The organism is Proluteimonas luteida (assembly GCF_021191695.1).
In the GTDB taxonomy this organism is placed as follows: domain Bacteria; phylum Pseudomonadota; class Gammaproteobacteria; order Xanthomonadales; family Xanthomonadaceae; genus Luteimonas; species Luteimonas luteida.
The window spans coordinates 47,922-64,454 of the sequence record NZ_JAIWPT010000018.1 but is presented as its reverse complement, the minus strand read 5'-3'; the positions used below and the strand labels follow the sequence as shown (position 1 = coordinate 64,454).

General features: G+C 69.1%; 16 protein-coding genes. 12 read left to right on the top strand and 4 right to left on the bottom strand.

Annotated features, from left to right (window positions below; translation table 11 throughout):
• Positions 1-71 precede the first annotated feature (71 nt).
• Positions 72-329 (bottom strand): GlsB/YeaQ/YmgE family stress response membrane protein, encoded by a 258-nt coding sequence (locus LDO26_RS14995; protein WP_232131900.1) that lies wholly within the window; start codon positions 327-329, stop codon positions 72-74.
• A gap of 71 nt (positions 330-400) precedes the next feature.
• Entirely contained in the window at positions 401-1,780 is a 1,380-nt protein-coding gene (locus tag LDO26_RS14990; RefSeq protein WP_232131899.1) for an AMP-binding protein, read from the bottom strand.
• Positions 1,781-1,922: 142 nt separating this feature from the next.
• On the opposite strand from LDO26_RS14990, the gene LDO26_RS14985 reads away from it, so the two are divergent.
• From LDO26_RS14985 to LDO26_RS14970, 4 genes are all read left to right on the top strand, one after another.
• Positions 1,923-2,531 carry a 4'-phosphopantetheinyl transferase family protein gene (locus tag LDO26_RS14985; protein ID WP_232131898.1) on the top strand — a complete coding sequence of 203 codons (609 nt, stop codon included), beginning with the start codon at positions 1,923-1,925 and terminating at the stop codon, positions 2,529-2,531.
• Positions 2,532-2,587: 56 nt separating this feature from the next.
• Complete coding sequence (gene rsmG, locus LDO26_RS14980; RefSeq protein ID WP_232131897.1) at positions 2,588-3,259, top strand: 16S rRNA (guanine(527)-N(7))-methyltransferase RsmG; 672 nt, start codon at positions 2,588-2,590, stop codon at positions 3,257-3,259.
• 122 nt (positions 3,260-3,381) lie between these two features.
• A complete protein-coding gene (locus LDO26_RS14975; protein ID WP_232131896.1) occupies positions 3,382-4,200 on the top strand; it encodes a ParA family protein in 819 nt (272 codons plus the stop codon).
• On the top strand, positions 4,197-5,114 hold the full coding sequence (locus tag LDO26_RS14970) for a ParB/RepB/Spo0J family partition protein (RefSeq protein ID WP_232131895.1): 918 nt from the start codon (positions 4,197-4,199) through the stop codon (positions 5,112-5,114). Before LDO26_RS14975 ends, LDO26_RS14970 begins: the two co-directional genes overlap by 4 nt.
• Positions 5,115-5,401: 287 nt before the next feature.
• Here the strand turns inward: LDO26_RS14970 and LDO26_RS14965 are convergent, their stop codons facing one another.
• Positions 5,402-5,863 (bottom strand): hypothetical protein, encoded by a 462-nt coding sequence (locus LDO26_RS14965; protein WP_232131894.1) that lies wholly within the window; start codon positions 5,861-5,863, stop codon positions 5,402-5,404.
• Between the two features lie 643 nt (positions 5,864-6,506).
• Complete coding sequence (locus LDO26_RS14960; RefSeq protein ID WP_232131893.1) at positions 6,507-6,875, bottom strand: VOC family protein; 369 nt, start codon at positions 6,873-6,875, stop codon at positions 6,507-6,509.
• Positions 6,876-8,485: 1,610 nt separating this feature from the next.
• Here LDO26_RS14960 and LDO26_RS14955 point away from each other — a divergent pair.
• The 8 genes from LDO26_RS14955 (at position 8,486) to cls (ending at position 16,466) form a co-directional block, all read left to right on the top strand.
• Positions 8,486-8,710: a hypothetical protein gene (locus tag LDO26_RS14955; protein ID WP_232131892.1), complete on the top strand. Its 225-nt coding sequence runs from the start codon at positions 8,486-8,488 to the stop codon at positions 8,708-8,710.
• A gap of 584 nt (positions 8,711-9,294) precedes the next feature.
• The gene (locus tag LDO26_RS14950) at positions 9,295-10,023 is read left to right on the top strand and encodes a DUF3348 domain-containing protein (protein WP_255682258.1); all 729 of its coding nucleotides are present in this window, start codon (positions 9,295-9,297) and stop codon (positions 10,021-10,023) included.
• A gap of 11 nt (positions 10,024-10,034) precedes the next feature.
• Complete coding sequence (locus tag LDO26_RS14945; protein ID WP_232131891.1) at positions 10,035-12,386, top strand: DUF802 domain-containing protein; 2,352 nt, start codon at positions 10,035-10,037, stop codon at positions 12,384-12,386.
• On the top strand, positions 12,383-13,027 hold the full coding sequence (locus tag LDO26_RS14940) for an OmpA family protein (protein WP_232131890.1): 645 nt from the start codon (positions 12,383-12,385) through the stop codon (positions 13,025-13,027). Before LDO26_RS14945 ends, LDO26_RS14940 begins: the two co-directional genes overlap by 4 nt.
• The gene (locus LDO26_RS14935) at positions 13,017-13,733 is read left to right on the top strand and encodes a DUF2894 domain-containing protein (protein ID WP_232131889.1); all 717 of its coding nucleotides are present in this window, start codon (positions 13,017-13,019) and stop codon (positions 13,731-13,733) included. Before LDO26_RS14940 ends, LDO26_RS14935 begins: the two co-directional genes overlap by 11 nt.
• 405 nt (positions 13,734-14,138) lie before the next feature.
• Entirely contained in the window at positions 14,139-14,375 is a 237-nt protein-coding gene (gene rpmB, locus LDO26_RS14930) for a 50S ribosomal protein L28 (RefSeq protein WP_232131888.1), read from the top strand.
• 10 nt (positions 14,376-14,385) lie between these two features.
• Positions 14,386-14,553 (top strand): 50S ribosomal protein L33, encoded by a 168-nt coding sequence (gene rpmG / locus LDO26_RS14925; protein ID WP_231806348.1) that lies wholly within the window; start codon positions 14,386-14,388, stop codon positions 14,551-14,553.
• Positions 14,554-15,047: 494 nt separating this feature from the next.
• Complete coding sequence (cls, locus tag LDO26_RS14920) at positions 15,048-16,466, top strand: cardiolipin synthase (RefSeq protein WP_232131887.1); 1,419 nt, start codon at positions 15,048-15,050, stop codon at positions 16,464-16,466.
• Positions 16,467-16,533: the final 67 nt, after the last annotated feature.

Here is a 16,533-nt window from a genome sequence, read left to right as displayed (position 1 = left end):
CGACTTTGGAGAAGACCAGAAGAAGGCCCGGCAGTACCGGGCCTTCTTCGTGCGCATGCAGCTGCCGCCTCTCAGCGCACGCTGCCTCGCTGGAACAGATTGACGATCGCCAGCAGCACGACTGCGCCGATCAGCGCCGTCAGCAGGAAACCGACCCAGCCCGCGCCCAGCGACAGGCCCAGCGTCGGCAACAGCCAGCCGCCGATGACGCCACCGACGATGCCGACGACGATGTTGAGCAGGATGCCCTGCTGTCCGTTGGTCCGCATCAGGATGCTGGCCAGCCAGCCGGCGATGCCGCCGACGATCAGGTAGACGAGGAAGTTCATGTGGGTACTCCGGTTTGGACGTGATGCGAGGGAACGGCCGCGGAGGAATCCGCGCGTTCAGCTTCGCCGCATCATTGGCCCGGGCGCGTGACGGAAACGTCAGCATCGCCGCCGAGCAGCGCGTCGAGCGCGACGCGCGTCAGCTTGCCGGTCTCGTTGCGCGGCAGCGCATCGACACGGCGGATGCGGCGCGGCAGGAACACCGGGTCGATGCCGACGCGCAGCGCGTCGAGCAGGCGCGCGTCGTCGAGTGCGGCATCGGCGACGATGACCGCGGCGATGCGGCGGACACCGGAGCCGTCGGCCGCGTCGCATTGGCAGACCACGCCGTCACGGACGCCGTCGATCGCCAGCAGCCGGCGCGTGAGATCGGCCAGCGAGGCGCGCTTGCCGGCGATCTCGATCAGGTCGGCCTGGCGGCCGCGCAGCAGGAAGCGGCCGTCCGCGGTCAGCTCGACGACGTCGGCCAGCATCATCGGCGCGGCCAGGTGCGGCGCCGCCACCAGCGTGCCGTCGGGCACCGGCTGCAGGTGCACGCCGGGATACGGCGTCCATGCCGCGTCGACCGCGGTGCGGCGGAACGCGAAGATGCAGGTCTCGGTGGAACCGAACAGCTCGCGCACCTCGCAGCCGAAGCGCGCCTCGGCGGCGGCGGCCAGCGGCTGCGGCAGCGGCGCGGTCGCGGTGACGATGCCGGCCAGCGGCGGCAGGCCGACGCCGGACGCGACCAGCGTGCGCAGGTGCACCGGCGTGGTCACCAGCAGCGCCGGCGTGGCCGCATCGCGCAGCGCCGCGGCGATGTCCTCGGGAAAGAACGGACGCCCGCCGTGCACCGCGATCTCGCCGAGCAGCGGCAGCAGCACCGACATCTCCATGCCGTACATGTGCTGCGGCGGCACCGTCGCCACGACCGGGGTACCGGCCGCATCCAGCAGGTCGGCCAGCGCCGCGAGGTTCTGCGCGGTGCTGGTGTGCAGGCTGCCCCAGCGCTTGGGGTTCGCCCCCGGCGTGCCGGTGCTGCCGGAGGTGAAGCCGATCGCGACCAGGGCGTCGGCATCCAGGCACGGCATCGGACCGTCGCCCAGCGGCAGCAGGTCGGGCAGGCGGAAATAGTGTGGCGGCGGCACAGCGTCGGCATCGGGCACCACCGCATCGCAGCCGCAATGGTCGAGGTCGCCGATGCAGTAGCTGTCGGGATGGCGCGCGCGCACGTCGTCGATCGCCCCGCGGGTCCGCGACGGCGGCAGCAGCGTGGTCTGTCCGCGCACCGCGGCCGCGCAGAACGCGACCAGGAACCGATAGCGGTCCTCGCACAGATTCATCGCATGCGCAACGTCGGGCAGCAGCGCGGCCACGCCGTGCACGTGGGCCACGAACGTCGCCAGCGACACCTGCCCGTCGCCGGCGAACGCCAGCGCGCGCGCGGGGTCGCCGAGGACCAGCGGCAGCATCCGTTCCGCCCGTTGGTTGTGTGCATTGATCACTGCCGACATCGAACTGCTGCTCCCTGATCACGCGCTCCCGGCACCGGTGCCGGCGCCGCAACAAGCGTTTTAGCTTACGCTGGACACCCTGTCCGATGCCAAGTGCGGGATGTTCAGCCAAGACAACAGCCTGCGCACCGGCCCCGTCCGCTGCGCCTGGCGCGACTACCGGCGCGGGCAGCGTGCCGAGACCCTGGTCCGTCCCTGGCTCGCCGGGCAGCTGCACGTGCCGCCCGCCGCCATCGACCTGCGCCGCGATGCCCACGGCCGGCCGCAGCTGGCGCTGGCCGGGCCCGGCGCCGGCCCCGCGCACCTCGACGCCAACTGGAGCCACAGCGGCGACGGCCTGCTGGTCGCGCTGGGCGAGGACGTCGACGTCGGCGTGGACATCGAATGGCTGCGCCCGCGCCCGAAGGCGATGGCGCTGGCCGAACGCTTCTTCGCCCCGTCCGAGGCCGCCTGGCTGGCGCGCCTGCCCACGGCCACGGCCGAGGACGCCTTCGTGCGCCTGTGGTGCGCCAAGGAAGCGGTGCTCAAGGCCCACGGCCACGGCCTGTCGTTCGGCCTGCACCGGCTGGCGTTCGCGCCCGATGGCGACGTCTGGCGGCTGGTCGCCTGCGATCCCGCACTCGGCACGCCGCAGGACTGGCACCTGCACGCGTTCACGCCGATGCCCGGCTATCTCGCCACGCTGGCCTGGCGGCCCCACCGCGGCTGACCTGCCCGCCAAGGGCCGGCGCCCGCACCGCGGCGCGCGCCTTCTACAATGCCGCCATGAGCGAAACCGACGATCCCGCGCTGCGCGCCGAACTCAGCGCCGGCCTGCGCGCGCTGGGCCTGGACGAGGCACTGGCCGACCCGCTGCTGGCCTACCTCGCGCTGCTGGCGCGCTGGAACCGCACCTACAACCTGACCGCGATCCGCGACCCGCGCGAAATGGTCACCCGCCACCTGCTCGACTCGCTGGCGATGGTGCCCTTCGCCGCCGGCCTGGCGACGCTGGCCGACCTCGGCACCGGCCCCGGCCTGCCGGGCATCCCGCTGGCGATCGCGCTGCCGGCGCTGCGGGTCACCCTGGTCGAGTCCAACGGCAAGAAGGCGCGCTTCCTGCGCGAGGCGGTGCGGACGCTGAAGCTGGACAACGCGGAGGTGGTCGAGTCGCGGATCGAGGCCGTCGACCGGCCCGGCGCGTTCGCCGCGATCACCGCGCGCGCGCTGGCGACGCTGCCCGACATCCTGGCCGCCGGCGGCCACCTGCCAGCCGCCGACGGCCGGCTGCTGGCGATGAAGGGCGTGCGCCCCGACGAGGAGATCGCCGCGCTGCCCGCGGGCTGGCGGGTCGAGGCCGTTCATCCGCTGGCGGTGCCCGGCCTGGACGCCGAGCGGCACCTGGTCGTGGTGGCGAGGCAGCCGCCCGGGTCCGCGGCGGCCGCCGCAACGGCCTGACCGGCGCCGGGCCGGTGTCCGCCACGCGCGGCCCGGTTACCCCAACCGTCCCGCGGGGGGCATAATCCCCGGTCCGGCCGCGGTCAATGGCGGCCGGCTCCCTTCTGAACCCTCCGGAGCCCATGGCCCGCATCATCGCCATCGCCAACCAGAAAGGCGGCGTCGGAAAGACGACGACGGCCGTCAACCTGGCCGCGGCGCTGGCGCGCACGCCGCTGCGCGTGCTGCTGGTCGACCTGGACTCGCAGGGCAACGCGACGATGGGCCTGGGCATCGACAAGACCCTGGTACCGGCCTCGACCTGCGACGTGCTGCTGGGCGAGGTCTCGGCGATCGACGCCCTCGTGCAGACCGAGGAAGAGGTCGACCTGATCCCCGGCAACACCGACCTGACCGCGGCCGAGATCGAGCTGATGGACGCCGAGGGCCGCGAGCAGCGCCTCAAGCGCGCGCTCGAACCGCTGCGCGGCCGGTACGACTACATCATCATCGACTGCCCGCCGGCGCTGTCGCTGCTGACCCTCAACGCACTGACCGCCGCCGACTCGGTGCTGGTGCCGATGCAGTGCGAGTACTACGCGCTGGAAGGCCTGACCGCGCTGCTGCAGACCATCGATGCGCTGAAACAGCACCTCAATCCCGCGCTGGAGATCGAAGGCGTGCTGCGGACCATGTTCGACGTGCGCAACAACCTCGCCAACGCGGTGTCCGCGGAACTGACCAACCACTTCGGCGACAGGGTGTTCCGCACCATCGTGCCGCGCAACGTGCGCCTGGCCGAGGCGCCGAGCCACGGCCAGAGCATCGTCGGCTACGACAAGGGCTCGCGCGGCGCGATCGCCTACCTCGGCCTGGCCGGCGAGATCGTCCGCCGCCAGCGCGAGCGCGACCAGGCCGCGAAACCGGCGCAGCCCGCCACCGACAAGGAGATCCCGGCATGAGCACGCCCAAGACCCCGGCGAAGAAGCGCGGGCTCGGCCGCGGGCTGGAGGCGCTGCTCGGCCCCAAGGCCGCCGCCGAGGCGCCGGTGCTGGAAGCCACCGAGCAGGACACGCTGCGCACGCTGCCGGTCGACGCGCTGACCGCAGGCAAGTACCAGCCGCGCAAGCACTGGGACGCCGACAAGCTGACCGAGCTGTCCGAGTCGATCAAGGCACAGGGCGTGATCCAGCCGATCGTGGTGCGCCAGCTGCCCGACCGCACCTTCGAGATCATCGCCGGCGAACGCCGCTGGCGCGCCGCGCGCCAGGCCGGGCTGGCCGAGATCCCGGTGGTCGTGCGCAACGTCGAGGACCGCACGGTCGTCGCCATGGCGCTGATCGAGAACATCCAGCGCGAGGACCTCAACCCGCTGGAGGAAGCGCAGGCGCTACAGCGGCTGATCGACGAGTTCGACCTGACCCACGCCCAGGCGGCCGAGGCCGTGGGCCGGTCGCGCGCCGCCGTGTCCAACCTGTTGCGGCTGCTGGAACTGCCGCCGGCGATCCGCGCGCTGGTCGAGTCGCGCCGGCTGGAGATGGGCCACGCCCGCGCGCTGCTGACGCTGTCGCCGGAACTGGCCAGCAAGCTCGCCTCCGACGCCGCCGAGCATGGCTGGTCGGTACGCGAGGTCGAACACCGCGCCCAGCAGTTCGCCGCCGGCAAGGTGCCGGGCGGCAACGCACGTACCACCGCCCGCAGCCGCGCGCGGCCGCAGGCCGACATCGCCTCGCTCGAGAACGAACTGTCGGAATCGCTGGGCACCCGCGTCTCGATCGCCAACGGCCGCGGCAACAAGGGCCGGCTGGTGATCCACTACAGCAATCTCGACACCCTCGACGGCGTGCTGGAGCGGCTGCGCGGCGCGCGCGGCTGAGCACGCCGCCACCGGCCGATCGGACGGACCATGGCGCTGCCGCGAAGCGGCGCGGAGCCAACGACCGCGACCGGGACGACACCGGTCGCATCGAGGTCCAGGCCTGCATCAGCGCGTGTCGCGTCCACTCAGGCAGGCAACGACGAAACATGAGAGACAGGGGCATGACCCGCTGACGGCAAATGCTTCAAGCCATGGGCCAAGGCGGCTTCGCCAATGCATGCGGGCCACCCAGCGCCCGAGCCAAGCTGCGCCGCGAGGCGGCGTCGGCCTGGAATCGTCAGGTATCACTTGGTGGTCCGAAGTTTTCCAGCTTGTGTCATCGCGCGCGCCGGTGCTCTGGTCAGCGACTTGATGAATTCGACACGGCGAAAACGCAGCGCGGACCAATTCTCGTCTATCGCCACCTGGCGAACAGCTTCAAATCCTGCCTGGCCGAGACTGCTCCACCCGTCATCCCGGTTGAACTCGCACTTGTAGCGTTTGGACGTACCTTTCGGATATGCCATCCATAGAACAGCGTCGCCGTCCGCTGCCGCAGCAAGGATTGCTGATGCCTCATCCAGTTGTTTCCGGGTGATCACAAAGGCGATGCCGAAAGCGACACCTGCGCCCTTCTCGACCTTTCGACTTACCTTCACCGCGGCATCAGCCAGCGCCCTGAGCTCCGGCTCGAACGACTCGGGAGCATTCAGAACGACAATGGATCGCTGATCTTTCAGATTGAGTTTCCTGAATAGTGGAGTCATGGCAATGATTCCCGTGATGTCCAACGCCGGACTTGAGTCGCGCCGCGAAGCCCGGAGGAAAAGCCAATGACGCACGCCGCCAAGGCGGCTGCAACATCGAAGATCAGTACGGCTGCGGCTGCGATTACCAGAAATCGGATCATGAAATATTCCCTGCCGGCCTGACCCTGAACTAATCCGACCCGCGAATCGGCGTCGGCTTGAACGAACTGTCAGACCTGCCAGCCGTGTTGCCGGCCTCCTCTGCCTGGAACTCTATCGGAACCTGATGGTGACAGGCATGCTGTCTGTGCGGATAACGCCACTGGGCAACGGCGGAAAGAATGGCCTCGTCGTATCCGATGGGTTGGCCGGTGGCACGACCGACAGGATGCCACTCCGCTGAGACGATGGTGGGTGACTGCACCCGACCAGCTGGACTAATGACAAACGAAACCCGGGCTTCTCCAGAGAACTCGTTGTGCAACTTGGGCGGCAGCTTTGGTAGAACTATTGATGCAGGAACAAGCTCGGAAGAACAGGCCGGGATCGACTCGGCAACAGCGCACCAAGAAACAAAGCCAACAAATTGCAGATTATTCTCATGGCAGGTCTAACGCCGAAATCAAGCCACGCCGCGAATCGGCAGCAGCTTCAATGATTGTTAGGCGTCACCCAGCGCGCCATCTTCTTGGCCGACCCAGAGCCGGTTCCCGTCCGGGTCTTCGAAGCGAAACTCCACCATGCCGTAGAAGGTATCCTCCAAGTCGGGAACGTCCAACCCGTTTTCGCGAACCCGCCGGTGGAAGTCCACGATGTCCTCTGGATAAAGGTAGAGGACAGAGATCCTCGGGATGCCCGCGTGCAGATTGATGGATTGATCCAGCATGATCTGGCAGTTGCCGCAACGCAGCTTGGCCCAGCCCCATTCGTCCTTTCGATCCTCAACGACGAAGCCGAGCTTCTCGTAGAAAGCCACACTCTCCGGCATGCTCTTGACCGGCTGCATTGGAACCAGGCACGCAAGGTTCATACGATCTCCAAAGGCGACTAACGCCCAGGTTTGGCCACACCGCGCAGTGGAGCCAAGCACTGGCAAGCTGTACCTGCCATGTGCTCGACGTCACCAAGCGGTGTCGGTTTGGATGCATTGCTAGACGCGGAAAGATTTCATGAGCGCTAACGCCTGAGTTAGGCCGCGCCGCGAAGTGGCGTCGGTTTGAATGAGTTGTCAGGACCCAAGCTAGTCAAGGCACCAGCCCTCGACCACCGTGCCTCTCTCAATCTTGTCATAGCAGCCGTAGATGTCATGGGTGTCCACTTGACAGGTGCCGGTCGAGCGAGAACCAACAACCGCATTCTCCGGCGCCTTGCACGTTCCTTGGCAATCCGACTTATCGGAGCAAGTCTTGCCTGCGTCTGGAAAAGGCCTGACGCAGGCTGAAGTTCCAAACATGCCAACGCCACGGATGAAGCCCCCCTCGGCTCTGCATTGCGCCTGATCAATCTTGGCAAGAGCAGCGGCGCGAGACCGTTCCAAACCCTTTTGCATCCGCCAATCTCGCAAGGAACTACAGCCACATATGAGGCAGGCCGCAATCAGAACTGTGAGCACACGGATACTGGACATGGACCCTAATGCCCGAGCTAAGCCCCGCCGCCAAGCGACGTCGACCTGGATGAATTGTTAGCGCCCAAGCAGGGCTCTACAAGTCTGACTTTGTACCAGCTCGCTGTGCACCTTGAAGCCGCCAGACAACTCATAGACCCGGCTGCGAACTGAACTAGCAACCGCATGGTCACACTCCCATACTCGGGACGAGCGGTTGATCTCGATATTTGAGACCGTTCCATCCGTGAGAATCTCGAATGACACGTCTGCAGCACAGGTTGTTTCTCGGTCCGTGTACATGATGCAAAAGTCTGGCGGGATGATGACCGGCTCCGATCTCAAAATACCAGGTGGAGCGTCCCCATTCCCCGGGTCGCTTGCCAACGGATCCTGAAACGCAGCCAAAAATAGCAATGAAATGAGCATGGGCGCTAACACCTGAATTAAGCCGCCGAGACGCGGCGTCGGCTTGAATGTATTACCAGGCGCCATGGCCGGCACTGCGTGCAAAACTCAGCACTCACTGCCGCGAGCCTGTCGCCGTCAAAGCGCATCCCGATGCCAACCTGGCCGAGACGTGCATCCGAGTCCATGATGGGCAGATTCAGACCACGCCGATCCACCTTTTGCGTACACCACAACCACTGAACTGTCGATGGCGATAGCCCCTGACTCCGGTCGTGAGTTCTTGAACCAGACCGTCAGCTTCTCAAACACCTCATCGTCTGTCGTGAGCGCCCCACCCGGGGAATGGAAGCGGCGGGCAACAATCGTGGCTTGCCCGGCGGCTAGCCTGTGAGCAAATAGCCCCATTGCGGAATGGTCTAGCACAGACTCATTATCGGGTCGCGCATCCAGGCCAGAAAGATAATCTGGAATGGCAGCATGCTTGATCATGAGCGGGCTAACGCCTGAGTCAAGCCATGCCGCGAAGCGGCGTCGGATTGAATGAATTGTTGGGCGCGCCGCTAGTCACTTGAGCCGCCATCTCCTGGTCCCGTGAAGTCAGATGGCGTTGGAATCCAGCCTTGATGTGGCTGGCTGCCGTCGCCGGGCGTGAAAAGCGGATCAAAGACTCGGGTTGGATCATAGGCGCTTTGGCTGCGCACAAACAGCAGCAGACCGATAGCCCCGAAAACTGGCAGAAGCCAAACAACGGCGAGTTGAAATGCCAAGTGCCGCATCGTTGGGTAGTGGCTCCTACAGACCGCCGCAGTGGCAACGACGTTAAGGACAAGAATTGCGATTGGAATTGACCACCAAATCACGTTCAACCTCCAAAGCGCCTAAAACCTGTCCTGATTAGCACTAACGCTCAGTTGCGTGCCCCCTCTCCCGCATGCGGGAGAGGGTTGGGGTGAGGGCAAATACTGGCCACGACATGCGCCCCCCATCCGCCCTTCGGGCACCTTCCACCCGTGAAGGGCGCAATGCCCGCATGCGGGGGAAGGGAACTGAAGGTTCGTGCTAATCAGAAAACCTGTTCGGCAACATTCTGGTGTGCAAGAAAGGGGTGTAATCCCAATCTGACGCGGCGGGCGCCCCCCAGCGGGCTAGCCGGCCTGCATCCGCATCACTGGTGTGCCTAATCACGACCCATCCTCCCCGGATGACCTCTGCTCCCGACGCTAGCATCCGCCCGCATACCGCTCAACATAAGAATCCGGCCAGCCGCCCCTTCGTCCGGCAAGTCGCCCGCACAACCGAGAGGTGCGGCACAGCCATGCCCGAAGAGCCAAGCCCATGTCCCCGGGATCGCCCCCTGGCCCGACAGCCCGGATCACACGCCACCTGCACCAGATCGGCCCCGCCTTCCGCCACCCTGTAAAATGGCCGTCTTTTGGCCCGCCGTATCGTGGAAGCTCCCATCCGCCCCGCCGTCCGCGGACCGACGTTCGTCCGGCTGCTTGCCCGCCTGACCGACGCCGACATGCCGCAGTCCGGCCCGGCGCTGGCGGACCGGCTGAGCCAGTGGATCGACTGGACCCGGGCGGTGGCGCTGTCGAAGGTGCTGGATGCGCCTGCGTCCGAACCCGGGCCCGACACGGGCCCGGTTGTGGATCGCGACGCCGCCGGGGCCTGCGCGCGGGCGCGTAGCGCATTGCTGGACGCGATTGCCGGTGCGCCGGAACTGGCCGTGCCGCAGCCGCAGGGCGCGACGCCCGCAGACGGGGCGCCCGATGGCGCGGAAGCCGTGGTCGACTTCGCGCCGTTCCGGCAACGCCATCTGGCGCTGCAGCGGTCGATGCTGGCGGCCACGGGGCGTCTGCGCGGGGAACTGCGCGACCGGCTTGCGCGGCAATCCGCGGAAATGGCACGCCTGGCCGAAGTGGACGCGGTCATGGAGGGTGCATTGAGCCCGCGCGAGCATGCGCTGCTCGCGGCGGTGCCGGCGCTGCTCGAGACGCATTTCGAGCGGCTGCGGGCGGCCGCGGGCGAGGCGGGTCCGGACGCATCCGCGGCCTGGCTCGATGGTTTTCGCAGGGACATGCAGGGCGTGCTGCTCGCCGAACTGGATGTCCGTTTCCAACCGGTGGAAGGGCTGCTCGCAGCGCTTCGCGCCCATTGACGCAGTACATCATGCCCTCAAGTCTTCGTAGTTCCTCCGTTGTCCCCGCCCTCGTCTTCGCGCTCGGCCTGGCCGTGGTTGGCTGGATCGCCGTCGGCTATGCCGGCACCAACGCGCTGGCGCTCGCGGTCACGCTGCTGATCGGCGCCTGTTATGTCGCCGGCGGTCTGGAGCTGTACCGCTACCGGCAGGCCACGTCCACGCTGGCGGGCGCCGTCGACATGCTGGCCGAACCGCCGCCGTCCCTCGACGACTGGCTGGACCGGCTGGACCCGAGCCTGCGCAACGCGGTGCGCCTGCGCATCGAGGGCGAGCGTGTCGCGCTGCCGGTGCCGGCGCTGACGCCGTACCTGGTCGGCATGCTGGTGCTGCTGGGCATGCTGGGCACGCTGCTGGGCATGATGCTGATGCTGCGCGGCACCGGCATGGCGCTGGAGACGGCGACCGACCTGCAAGCGATCCGCGATTCGCTGGCCGCGCCGGTCAAGGGCCTGGGCTTCGCGTTCGGCACGTCGATCGCCGGCATCGCGACCTCGGCGATGCTGGGCCTGCTGTCGGCGCTGCTGCGGCGCGAACGGACAGGCGCGGTGCAGCGGCTGGACGCGGCCGCCGCGACCGTGCTGCGCGTGCATTCGCAGGCGCACCAGCGCGAGGAAACTCTGCGCCTGCTGCAACGGCAGACCGAGGTGATGCCGGTGCTGGTCGAACGGCTGCAGGCGATGATGGCGACGATCGAACAGCAGAGCCTGGCCGCGGGCGAACGGCTGGACGCGCGCCAGGACGCGTTCCACGGCCGTACCGAGGCCGCCTACACGCAGCTGGCCGCGTCGGTGGAACGCACGCTGCAGGCCAGCGTCACCGAGAGCGCGCGCGCCGCGAGCGCAGCGCTGCAGCCGGTGTTCGAGACGACGATGGCCGCGCTGGCGCGCGAGACCGCGGCGCTGCAGGCCACGGTCGCCGATGCCGTCGACCGCCAGCTGCAGGCGCTGACCGCAGGCTTCGAGGCCTCGACCACGACCGTGACCGGGCGCTGGCAGCAGGCCCTGGACGGGCAGACCGCGTCGAACGAGACCCTGGCCGGCAATTTGCGCGGCGCGCTCGATGCCTTCAACGCGAGCTTCGAACGACGCGCGGGCGGGCTGCTGGACGCGGTCGGCGCACGCCTGGATGCCACCGCGACGCAGGCCGACGCCTTGCAGCAGACCGTGAGCAGCGCCGTCGAGCGGCAGCTGCAGACGCTTACGCGCGGCTTCGAGGCGTCCACCGCAACCGTCGCCGAGCGCTGGCAGCAGGCACTGGCCGCGCAGCAGGCGACGCATGCGGCGCTGACCGACGACCTGCGCGGCACCCTGGACGGCTTCGGCGCGTCCTTCGAGCAGCGTGCGGCCGCGCTGGTCGACGGCGTCGCCAGCCGCCTCGACGCGACCGCCAGCCACGTCGCCGGCGCCTGGCAGCAGGCACTGTCGCAGCAGGCTGCGGCCAACGACGCGTTCGGCCGCCAGCAACAGCAGGCATTGGCGGCGGCCGCGGCGACGTTCGAGAGCCAATCCGCGTCGCTGCTGCGCAGCGTCGACCAGTCGCATGCGCAACTGCAGGCGGCACTGGCCGAACGCGACGGGCAGCGCCTGGCGGCCTGGACCGACAGCCTGGCCGCGATGGGCGCGGCGCTGCGCGAGGACTGGGCGCAGGCCGGCGCCGAGACCACGCGCCAGCAGCAGGCGATCGGCGAAACGCTGGCCACCACCGCCGATGCCATCGCAGCGCAGACCCGGGCGCATGCCAGCGACACCATCGCCGAGATCTCGCGGCTCGTGGACGCGGCGTCGGAAGCGCCGCGCGCCGCCGCCGAGGTCATCGCCGAACTGCGCCGGACACTGTCCGACAGCATGGTCCGCGACACCGCGATGCTGGAGGAGCGCACGCAGATGATGTCGACGCTCGACACGCTGCTCAGCGCCGTCAACCACGCCTCGACCGAGCAGCGCGCGGCGATCGACGCGCTGGTGGCGACGTCGGCGGACCTGCTGGAGCGCGTCGGCACCCGCTTCACCGACCACATCGCCGCCGAGACCGGCAAGCTCGACGGGGTGGCCGCCCAGCTCACGGCCGGCGCGGTCGACGTGGCCAGCCTCGGCGAGGCCTTCGGCGCGGCGGTCGCGGTATTCGGCGACTCCAACGACCGGCTGGCGGCGCGGCTGCAGGGCATCGAGGACGCGCTGGAGAAATCGCTGGCGCGCAGCGACGAGCAGCTGGCGTACTACGTGGCGCAGGCGCGCGAGGTCGTCGACCTCAGCGTGCTGGCGCAGAAGCAGATCATCGAGGACCTGCAGCAGCTGGGCGGGCGGCAGGCCGACGCGGCATGAGCGTGGAACTCGACGGCGACGCCGATTCGACCGCGCCGGTCTGGGCCGCGTTCGGCGACCTGATGTCGGTGCTGCTGGGCGCGTTCGTGCTGATCCTGGTCGGCGTGATCGGCGTGCAGCTGCAGCTCGAACTCAAGCTCGACGAGGAGGTCGCCCAGCGCGAGGCCGAGACCCGCCGGCGCGAGACCCTGGAACAGGCGCTGGCGGCGCCGCTGGCCGCCGGCCGCATCACCCTGGTCGACGGCCGCATCGGCATCCGCGGCAGCGTGCTGTTCGCGCTCGCCTCCGACCAGCTGCAGCCCGAGGGCCGCGAGCTGCTGCGCAGCCTGGCCGGGCCGCTGTCGGAATACCTGGCCGCACGCGACGAGATCCTGATGGTCAGCGGGTTCACCGACGACCGGCTGGTCCGCGACGGCAACCGCTTCGCCGACAACTGGGAGCTGTCGGCGCAGCGCGCGCTGACCGTCACCCGCGCGCTGATCGCCGAGGGCGTGCCCGCCGACTCGGTGTTCGCGGCCGCGTTCGGCGCCCAGCAGCCGGTGGGCTCCAACGACGACGCCGAGGGCCGCGCGCAGAACCGGCGCGTCGAGATGGCGCCGGTGCCGCGGCGGCAGTCCGCCGCCAAGATCGATGCTCGCTGACGGCACCGACATCGCGGCGGTGCTGGACGGCTGGCGCGCGCAGGGCGCCGATCGCATGGACCCGCTGCGCTTCCATCGGATCGCGGCGCTGCACCGACGCGCGGGCGGGCGCGACGGCGAAGCGCGGCGCGCGCTGGACGCAAGGCTCGGTGCGCTGGTCGAAGCCTATGCGCGCGATGTCGCGCGCGCGCGCCGCGACCCATCGCGCGGGGCGGGCCTCGACCCGCCTCGGGGCGCCGACGGCGGGTCGAAAGCCGCCCTGCCGGGGGCACCGGACGCGGCAGGCAGCGCGGACCCGCGACGCGGCGCGTTGGGCGCGCTGGTCGACGGCATGACCGCGCGCGCGCGCGTCGCTGCCACGAATGCGGAAGCGCCGTCGCCGTATCCCGAGCTGCCCGCACTCGAGGACTTCCGCGCGCTCTGGTCGACGCTGCGCATCCGCAGCCAGGTCCGCGAATCGCTGGCGCCGGCCCCGACCGGCGCCGGCCCGCTGAACTCCGGCGCACTCGCGCACCGGTCGCTGGCCCTGATGCGCACGCTGTCGCCGGACTACCTGCAGCACTTCCTGGCCTACGTCGACACGCTGTCATGGCTGGAGACGATGCACGACGCCGGCGTGCTGGCGGGCGGGGAAACGCCACAGGCGGCCGGTACCAGACCGCGCTCGAAGCCGCGGGCACGCAAGCGGAGCCGGCCTGCGCCATAGGCGGCCGCCCCATCTCCCCGATCGCGGCCAGAGATCGCTCCTGTGGGGCGGCGCGCGTCCCGTCACGATCCCATTGGCAGGAGCGCCCCTTGGGCGCGATGAGTCCCGGCGATCCCGATCGCGGCCAGGCCGCCCCTACAGGCAGGTAGCGTCCCGATCACAATCCCATAGGGCGATGCCCAACCAGCGCGCCAACCGCCAAGGCCTTGCGCGGCAAGGGGAATTTCAGGACAATGGCCGGCTCGTTGCGTCCAGCCCATGGAAACATGGCCTGACCTGCCTCCCGGAAGCGCGGTTCCCGGCAGCGGTGTGGCGAGCCTTCTTCCCGTTCCGCGCGATGGCCCAGGCCATCGGGGCCGCCATCTCCCTGGCTAAGGGCGATATCAATCACATTCGAGGTGCGTAATGTCCCGAGTATGCCAAGTCACCGGCAAGCGTACGACGACCGGCAACAACGTCTCGCACGCCATGAACAAGACCCGCCGCCGCTTCCTGCCGAACCTGCACGAGCGCCGGTTCTGGGTCGCCAGCGAGAACCGCTGGATCAAGCTGCGTGTTTCCACCAAGGCCCTGCGCACCATCGACAAGAACGGCATCGACGCCGTGATCGCCGAGCTCCGTGCCCGTGGCGAGAAGGTCTGAGGAGTAGAGCATCATGGCAGGCAAGCGCGACAAGATCCGTCTGATTTCCTCGGCCAACACCGGGCATTTCTACACGACGGACAAGAACAAGAAGAACACCCCCGGCAAGATGGAGATCAAGAAGTACGATCCCGTCGTCCGCAAGCACGTGATCTACAAGGAAGGCAAGATCAAGTGACCTGACGGCCCACGCGCGCAGCGCGTGGATGCCCCGAAGGCGCCTCCGCGCAGGCGGACCCGGCGCCTCCGCACGAAACCCGCCGCAAGGCGGGTTTCGTCGTTCCGGGCCGAGGAACGCCGCGCGAGGGCGGTCACCGGGCCCTGTCCCGCGCGACGGTGGGCGCCGCGTCCGGTCCGAACGCGGCGTGGCGTGCCATGCCCTCCCCCGGCGCGATGCGCCGACCTCACACCCGTGAAGGGCGCAATGCCCGCAGGCGGGAGAGGTGCCCGGATCCGCACGTCACCGGCGAGTGGCGCCGACCTGGTGCCGTCATGCCCGCGCAGGCGGGCATCCAAGTGACCTCGAGCCGCTGGGCGCCCATGAAAGACGCTGATGTCCGCCTGCGTGGGCATGTCGGAGCGTGCGCATTGGGCTTGAACGTTTTGCTTGAATCGGTGCCACTGGTCACCGGCGCTTTTGCCAGCATCGCATCCGGCCCGCAGAATCGGCGCATGAGCGAATCGCTGAACCTGGGCCTGTGGATCCTGATCGTCGACTGGACGATCCGCATTGCCGCACTGCTGTGGATCCCGGCGCGCACGCGGCCGGCGGCGGCGCGCAGCTGGTTGCTGCTGATCGGATTCCTGCCACTGCTGGGCCTGCCGCTGTACCTGCTGCTGGGCCACCCGTGGCTGTCGCGCGAGCGGGTGCGCCGGCAGTCCGACGCCTCGGTGGCGATCCGCGAGGGGCAACTGGCGCAGGCGGCGTGGCACTGGACACCGCCGGCCGACAGCGTGGCCAGCGAGACGGTGCCGCTGGTGGAGCGGCTGGGCGCGTTCATGCCGGTGCGCGGCAACGGCGTGACCCTGCTCGACGACTACGACGGCACGCTGCAGGCGCTGCTCGACGACATCGACGGCGCCACCACGCGCGTGCACCTGCTGTACTACCTGATGTTCGACGATGCGGTCGGCGAGGCCGCGGTGCAGGCGCTCGAACGCGCGGCCGCGCGCGGCGTGCAGTGCCGGGTGCTGCTGGACGCGGTCGGCGCCAAGCGCGGCCTGCGCCGCTACCGCAAGCGCCTGCAGCGCGCGGGCGTGCAGGTCCACGCGATGCTGCCCGGCGGCCTGCGCTGGCGCCGCAGCGGCCGTGCCGACCTGCGCAACCACCGCAAGATCGCGGTGATCGACGACGGCGTGGCGCACGTGGGTTCGCAGAACCTCGCCGATGCGGTCTTCATCCCCGGCGTCCCCAACCGCGAGCTGGTGGCCCGCGTGCACGGCCCGATCGTCGCCCACCTGGAGGCGGTGTTCGCCAGCGACTGGTACCTGGAGACCGGCGAGGTGCTGGCGGTGTCGCCGGTGCGCCCGGCCCACGCCGACGACGTGGCCTGCCAGCTGCTGCCCAGCGGGCCGGCCTATCCGTTCCCCAACGCGGCCGACAGCATCGTCACCCTGATCCACCTGGCGCGGCGGCGGGTGGTGCTGACCACGCCCTATTTCGTGCCCGACGACGCGATCGCCGGGGCGATGCGGATCGCCGCGCTGTCGGGCGTGGACGTGCAGCTGATCCTGTCGGCGAGCAACAACCAGCGCCTGACCGCGCTGGCCCAGCACGCCAGCTACGAGGAACTGCTGGCCTGCGGGGTGAAGATCGCCCTGCACCGCCCGCGCTTCCTGCACGCCAAGCACCTGAGCGTCGACGACGAGGTCGCGCTGGTGGGCTCGATCAACCTCGACATCCGCTCCTTCGCGCTCAACGCCGAGATCGGCCTGCTGTGCTACGACCCGGACGTGGTGGCACGGATGCGCGGCATCGAAGCCGACTACCTGGCCGATGCCGAGGTGCTGTCCCCCGCCACCTGGCGCCGCCGCCCGGCATGGAAACGCAGCGTGGAGGGCATCGCCCGGCTGGCCGATTCGTTCCTGTAGGACGGGTCCCGACCCGCCACGAACCGTAGGTCGGCCCCACGCGGCCGACGCACGCGGTGCCCGGGGC

Coding starts and splice junctions, on each gene's coding strand:
- LDO26_RS14935 (WP_232131889.1), top strand. CDS start 13,017: ATGCTCGCTGACGGCACCGACATCGCGGCGGTGCTGGACGGCTGGCGC.
- LDO26_RS14970 (WP_232131895.1), top strand. CDS start 4,197: ATGAGCACGCCCAAGACCCCGGCGAAGAAGCGCGGGCTCGGCCGCGGG.
- LDO26_RS14960 (WP_232131893.1), bottom strand. CDS start 6,875: ATGAACCTTGCGTGCCTGGTTCCAATGCAGCCGGTCAAGAGCATGCCG.
- rsmG (WP_232131897.1), top strand. CDS start 2,588: ATGAGCGAAACCGACGATCCCGCGCTGCGCGCCGAACTCAGCGCCGGC.
- LDO26_RS14955 (WP_232131892.1), top strand. CDS start 8,486: ATGTGGCTGGCTGCCGTCGCCGGGCGTGAAAAGCGGATCAAAGACTCG.
- LDO26_RS14965 (WP_232131894.1), bottom strand. CDS start 5,863: ATGACTCCACTATTCAGGAAACTCAATCTGAAAGATCAGCGATCCATT.
- LDO26_RS14975 (WP_232131896.1), top strand. CDS start 3,382: ATGGCCCGCATCATCGCCATCGCCAACCAGAAAGGCGGCGTCGGAAAG.
- rpmB (WP_232131888.1), top strand. CDS start 14,139: ATGTCCCGAGTATGCCAAGTCACCGGCAAGCGTACGACGACCGGCAAC.
- LDO26_RS14990 (WP_232131899.1), bottom strand. CDS start 1,780: ATGCTGCCGCTGGTCCTCGGCGACCCCGCGCGCGCGCTGGCGTTCGCC.
- LDO26_RS14995 (WP_232131900.1), bottom strand. CDS start 329: ATGAACTTCCTCGTCTACCTGATCGTCGGCGGCATCGCCGGCTGGCTG.
- LDO26_RS14985 (WP_232131898.1), top strand. CDS start 1,923: ATGTTCAGCCAAGACAACAGCCTGCGCACCGGCCCCGTCCGCTGCGCC.
- cls (WP_232131887.1), top strand. CDS start 15,048: ATGAGCGAATCGCTGAACCTGGGCCTGTGGATCCTGATCGTCGACTGG.
- LDO26_RS14940 (WP_232131890.1), top strand. CDS start 12,383: ATGAGCGTGGAACTCGACGGCGACGCCGATTCGACCGCGCCGGTCTGG.
- LDO26_RS14945 (WP_232131891.1), top strand. CDS start 10,035: ATGCCCTCAAGTCTTCGTAGTTCCTCCGTTGTCCCCGCCCTCGTCTTC.